Annotated in this window: 2 protein-coding genes; both read right to left on the minus strand. The window is 39.7% G+C overall.

The window, feature by feature from the left end; genetic code table 11:
• Positions 1 to 38 precede the first annotated feature (38 nt).
• Positions 39 to 1,730 (minus strand): poly alpha-glucosyltransferase, encoded by a 1,692-nt coding sequence (locus G9371_RS18825; protein WP_029424035.1) that lies wholly within the window; start codon positions 1,728 to 1,730, stop codon positions 39 to 41.
• Positions 1,731 to 1,876: 146 nt separating this feature from the next.
• Positions 1,877 to 6,199, minus strand: a 4,323-nt coding sequence (locus G9371_RS18830) for a beta strand repeat-containing protein (protein ID WP_165471306.1), incomplete at its 5' end; no start/stop codon positions are given.

Consider the following 6,199-nt stretch of genomic DNA (forward strand, 5'->3'; position numbering starts at 1 on the left):
TATATTGATGTTTATAACATCATTTGGGGAGCAAAATATCACTTATAAGTGTTGTTCAAATTTCCTGATCCACCTCTTATCTCCCCTCCTTCGAAATCTTTTACGTAGGCAATATAACCAGAAAGGTTGTGTTCCTGATCATCAATTCTTACTCTAAAGCGGTCATGCCGTACATAAAAAGCATGCAATATTTTATCTGGTCGAGCCATATACATGGCTATTTCCGGATAGAAAAAACCTGTGGTTTGAAATTCGGCTCGAAACGTAATGAGTTTTTTTAACTCAGACATATATGCTTGTTCAAAAAGTGCATTATGGCCTTGCTCTTTTAAACGATTTACCATTTTATAGGCTGCCATTAGCATTTCTAATAAAGTGGCATATGTTGTTTTTCTATTGCGAATAAAAATAAAATGTTTTAAATAATTATTTAAACCAAAAATAAAATATTTTTCTTCAGGACATATTTTTGTAAGCTCATTGGTACAATAACTTAACCAGTGATCATGATATTTTTCATATCTTTTATGAATAAAATTTTCAAACATTAACTTAACTGTGTCTAATAATCTTTTATCCTGATTAATTTGATATAACCTTAATAAAGCTAATGCTGCTTCTCCATCATAATAAATGATTCTGAACTTTTCTTTTAAATCATAATTTGGATAATTTAATACATGAGTAGTTAATCCATCCGGATCTACTAATTCTAAAATACCATAAGCAAGTTTCTCTGCATATTTTAAATAATCATCTTTTCCTGTGATTTCTTGATATTTCGTTAACATTAAAATAGCTGCGGCATTTGCACCTAATTTAATTTCTAGCTCCCCTTCTTTACCATCAATCATAAAAGCAGTTATTGGGTCTTTTTCTTTATAGAAAGTAGTAAGTGCGTATTGAATTGCTGCAACAATTTTAGGCCAATATTCAGGTTTATCTTGTACTTCAAAAGTCTCTAAAAGCGCGTAAAGCGAAGTACAGTGACGTACCGTATTATAGTTCCGTATATCACGATCATAAGCAGGAAAATATCCATAAATGAATTTGCCATTTTCTTGAATCTGGCTATGTAAAAACGCTGCATTTTTTTCAATGAGGTCTCTAAAGTGCTGTTTTTTATTGCTAGCAATGGCTCTAATACCATTTGCATCGTAGCGACTCGCTAAATTAATAAATTGTCCATTTTCATAAAAAGTTGCATAGGTATCGAAAGTCCACACTTCTTGTAGTGACTGAAGTTTAATTTCCGGCTTTGTTGCACGATATTTTTGTTTAATTGCATAGTTCAGATTTGTTTCATCAAAAAAGTTCGGCTTGTCATAACTTAAGCCCCGAATAATGGCTTTTCCATATATTTCTTGCTCCAGAAAAGCTACCGAACAGGAATCATCAAATCCAATACCTCTGCGGTAATGATTATTGTGAAATTGGTGATGAACCTGCTGCTCTATTTGGTTCCAACTTTGCTTTTCTAAATTATACGCAACATCAATTTTTATGTAGTCTGGAAGTTGATCTGGCGAAAACTGATCATCAATAAAATCAAATAATTGTAGAGTTGCTTGTATAAGCACTGTTTTTTCACTATGCCATACGCTACATCTGTGATCTTTAGGGCCAAATGATATAAATAAAATAGTTTCTTCTTGAAGGTCTGAAACATGGTGAACAATATGTTCTAACCAAAGCTTGAGCTGTCTTTTGAAGTCTAAAAATACCGCCACTCGAATTAAGTCCCTATCCGTTATTTGTTGTTCTATAAAATTCTCAATGCATCATAGCATGAACTCTTTCAAAGCTAGGTTAACGTATTGTTTAAAAATAAAAAAAGAGAACCCTAGGGTTCTCTTTTTATAAATCGATTGTCAGATTAGAAAATGATTTGACCATTGTTGATCAAGTCATTCAATGTGACTGGACCAGTGAGGTTAGTCAATTGAAGCAATGGTGTTTCAGTGTAAGTACCTTCTACGAGTAATCCACCATCACGGTCTACGCTGATTGTCGCAGTTTGAGACGCAGCATCGTAACTTACAGATACATATTGACCGATTGTTAAGTTAGTTTGTGAACCAATCAACAAGTTGCTTAGGTCAATCTTATCAGCCTGATCATCCGTTGCAGTATTACCTACATGGAAGTCAGTCCATACATCTACACCACCAGCCGTTGTATTGCCACCAGTTGCATTAGTTACGCTTGCAGCTGTTAATGTGTTGTAGATCAAGGTATCAGAGCCGTTACCAAGAGCAAATGTATCATTTGCCGCAGTACTCACTGCAAGGCTATTCAACTCTTGACTCAAGTTAATCGTCAATGAAGAAGTGTATTCACTACCATCAATCACCGAAACTAACTTGTAATCAATCACATCAACTGTCGCATTTGCAGCGCTGTCTAATGGTTTGTAGAAGTAAGAACCATCATTGTATAGATACAACGTACCTTCACCTGTATTGACTCCTTGACCAGCAGCTAGTTCATAAGTACCAGTTGTTGAGTTCATTACGTAGAGCTGAGTACCTTCTACGACATCATTAGTAAGGACATTTCCAGTAATCCAGTCTGTTTGACCATCTGGTGTGTATTGGTCTAGATGAGTCGCTGTAGTTGTCACTACAGAGTCTAGAGTTACAGTACCTAGAGAAATCAGACTTGATAAGCTGAATACTACACGGTAAGTCCCTTCTGACAAATGAGGTACATCTGCTGAATATGCTGGGGCACCCAACACACCTGCCAATGCTGTCGCAGAACCAGAGTACGCTGTATTTACCCATGTTCCACCAACCAATTGCTGAATTGTATATCCAGTCGTTGGAAGAGCCGACAAGCTTAACGATGCTGTATAATTCAACTGTACATGTACATCACTTACTGTATTTGCAGCTATTGTAAACTGACTAGAGGTTACTGTACTGCTTAATACAGGTAGTGGTGGGAAGCCAGCCAAGTTACCAATGGTCACGTTACCACTCGCAACATCTACAACTGGATCTACAACTGGTGCCATGCTGATTGTTGCATCATCTGTATCAGCTGTTACTGATGGTGTTGGAAGTGTAGCATCTGCCGAAGGATCTGCTGTATTCCAAGTTACATCAACATCTGGCGAACCGACTTGAACATGTAATGTAGCAGTATCAGTTCTACCTGTTACAGGATCTGTCACTGTGTAAGTGAAGCTATCAACTTTACCTACATTCGCCATATCCGCAGTTGCCTGATAGCTATAAGTACCATCTGCATTAATAGTCAGAGTTCCATATACCCCTACAACCGTTGCTGGAGTACCCACTACAACTGTAGTTGTATTACCATTTTCAGCTGTAACAGCAGTTACTACTGAAGTTGTTGTAATGTAATCCGGCACATAGTTTGTACCGTAAACAGCCGAGTTATCATCAGCGAGTACATTACCAGTTACTGGGTCAACAACCAGTACAGGCGGTTGAGTGATATCACCATGATTCAGCGTGATATCCGCAGTAACACTACCTAGAGCTGTAAGAAGTGTATTGCTTTCCATGAACAACTCGTAAGTACCAGCACTTAAGTTATCAATCTTGAATTGAACTTCAGAACCAAAGATACCTAACAAGTCAATCACACCAGTATCAGAACTATCTGCAACTACAGTACGAGTGCCATCTGGATTTACTCGTGTTAATACCACATGTAAACCGTCGACAACCGTAGCAACCGAACCAAAGTTCACTGCAATAATCGCGTCAGTCAGATTACCTGGGTCAACTGTAAATGTCGCTGTACCTTCTTTAGCTCCGATAACGATACCACCTACACCAAGTAACCAATTATAGCTAATCGCATTATCAAGTACCTCAGTTGTTACAGGGTAAACCATATCTATTTCAGCTGAAGCAACGTTATCCATTGCGTCTACTGGAAGCGGACTAGTAATTACAGCTGGTTGAGATGGATCAGCATCGTTCCAAGTCATATCTACACTGTCACTATCGAGACGAACATAAAGTGTTGCCTCAGAAGTGTTACCTGTTACAGGATCAAGCAAGGTATAGGTAAATTGATCTACCTGACCTAGATTTGCTCCGTCTACAGTTGGGGTATAAGTGTAGTTACCATCTTGGTCAATCACCAATGTACCGTATGTACCAGTAATTGTTGCACCAGCAACTGGGTCAACCGCAACACCATTCACTTGAGAGATCACAGCACTGCTGCTTGCTGCATCAACTTCACCAGTGAGGCTCGCATCTTTGATGACATTACCAGAGATCGGTTCAACAGAGTAACCAGCCACGATGTATGGATTGTAGACATCCATTGTACCAGTTAATGTTCCGCCCAAACCTACACCTAGCAAGCCTTCATATCCAATGAATGCACGGTACTGACCAGCATCCAATCCTTCAAGAACTGCTGTTGGTGTTCCACCGATAAGCGTTAGATCGATGAGTGAAGCTTCTGGGTTAGTACCACCAATCGATACCCATTGACCTGTTGCTTCATCAAACTTCTGAACAACAATCGCATAATCACTGAGTAAATCTGCTGTGATTATCGCATCGAATGTGAACGTTGCTGTACCTTCGCGATTTGGATCAACAGTAAACTCTATTGCATCGTTACCAAGCAATTGTAAGTCGATACCTGCTAACGATACTGCTGCAAGGTAAGTTGAACTACCTAGAGCAACATCGTCTGCCACAAGCAATGGTTCAGGATTAATTTCTGCCATCACTACATTGTCTACTGCTTTCACAGAGCTCAATTGAATATTGAGATTTGCTTGAGCCGTATCACCAGTTACAGGATCAATTAAGGTATATGTAAACTGATCAGTTTGTCCTACACCTGCCGCACTAGCAGTAGGCGTATATGTGTATGAACCATCTAGGTTGATCACTAATGTACCGTAAGTACCAGTGATACTCGTGCCATCTGCTACAACAGGCTGACCATTAACCTCACTTATAACTGTTGTTGGAGTTACAACATCTACCTCACCTGCATCATTTATTTCTGTAATGACGTTACCTTCAGCAACTTCAGTGTAGTAGCCACCTACTTGTGTTGTGTCATAAACATCCATTGTGCCAGTTAAGGTACCCAGTAAACCGATACCTAGAAGACCGTTGTAAGTCATGAATGCACGGTATTGTCCTTCTTCTAACCCATCAATCACTACACCAGGTGTTGAACCTAGTAAAGTAAGATCAAGAATATCAGCCTGGCCACCACCATAAATTGCAGTCCATTGACCTGTTGCTGTATCAAATTTCTGAACAACTAATGAGTAGTCAGATAATGCATCCACTCCAATTAAAGCACTATAAGTAAAGGTCGCATTGCCTTCTTGACCAGCACCCACTGTAAAGCCAATTGACTCTGATCCTAACTGCAAATCAAGTCCAGCAAGCGATACAAGTGCTAGATAAGTATTACTACCTAGTGCTGCATCATCTTGTACAAGCAATGGTTGAGGAGCAAGTACAGCTGTATCAGTGTTATCGAAAGCAATGATAGAGCTTGCAAGAGTATAAGTTTGTGTATCTTGAAGTGTACTAGCGTTTCCTGCGAGGTCTGTGAATGTCGCAGTAGCATCAACAGTTAAGTCTGAATCTGCTGCAAGACCACTACCAGCTACATCAACTGTCCAAGTACCTGCTACGGCATCAACTGTGGCTGTATAGTCAATACCATTTACAGTAACCACAACACCTGTTGTTACTGCATCTGTAGGGATGTTGGTCAATGTACCTGTTAAGGTCACTGATCCACCCGCTTCTGTCGCATCTAGAATGTTATCAGCAGTAACTGGGTCAATTGCTAACACAGTTGTAGTGATATCAGGTGGAGTAACATCTAGAGTTACCGTTACATCTGCATCAGCAACATCTACGTTACCTTGCGCATCTACAGCCTCAGCATGAATCACAATCTGACCAGTCACAGGATCGGCTGCTGTTGCATCCAGAGTTGCTGTGATATAGCCATTCGCAAGGTCAGCTGCAGTCACGGTGTAGTTAGTACCGTTAACATTCACCACTGTGCCATCAACTGCATCCGGTCCTAATGCCACTTGTGCATTGAATGTACCGTCTGTACCAAGTTCTGCAGCATTCAAGATACCGTCGCCATTTAAGTCTTCAGGAACCGTAATTGCTGTAATCAGGTCTTGTGGAGTTGTATCAATGGTTAAGGTTACATC

This window comes from Acinetobacter sp. EKM10A (assembly GCF_011075215.1).
Classification (GTDB): Bacteria; Pseudomonadota; Gammaproteobacteria; order Pseudomonadales; family Moraxellaceae; genus Acinetobacter; species Acinetobacter baumannii.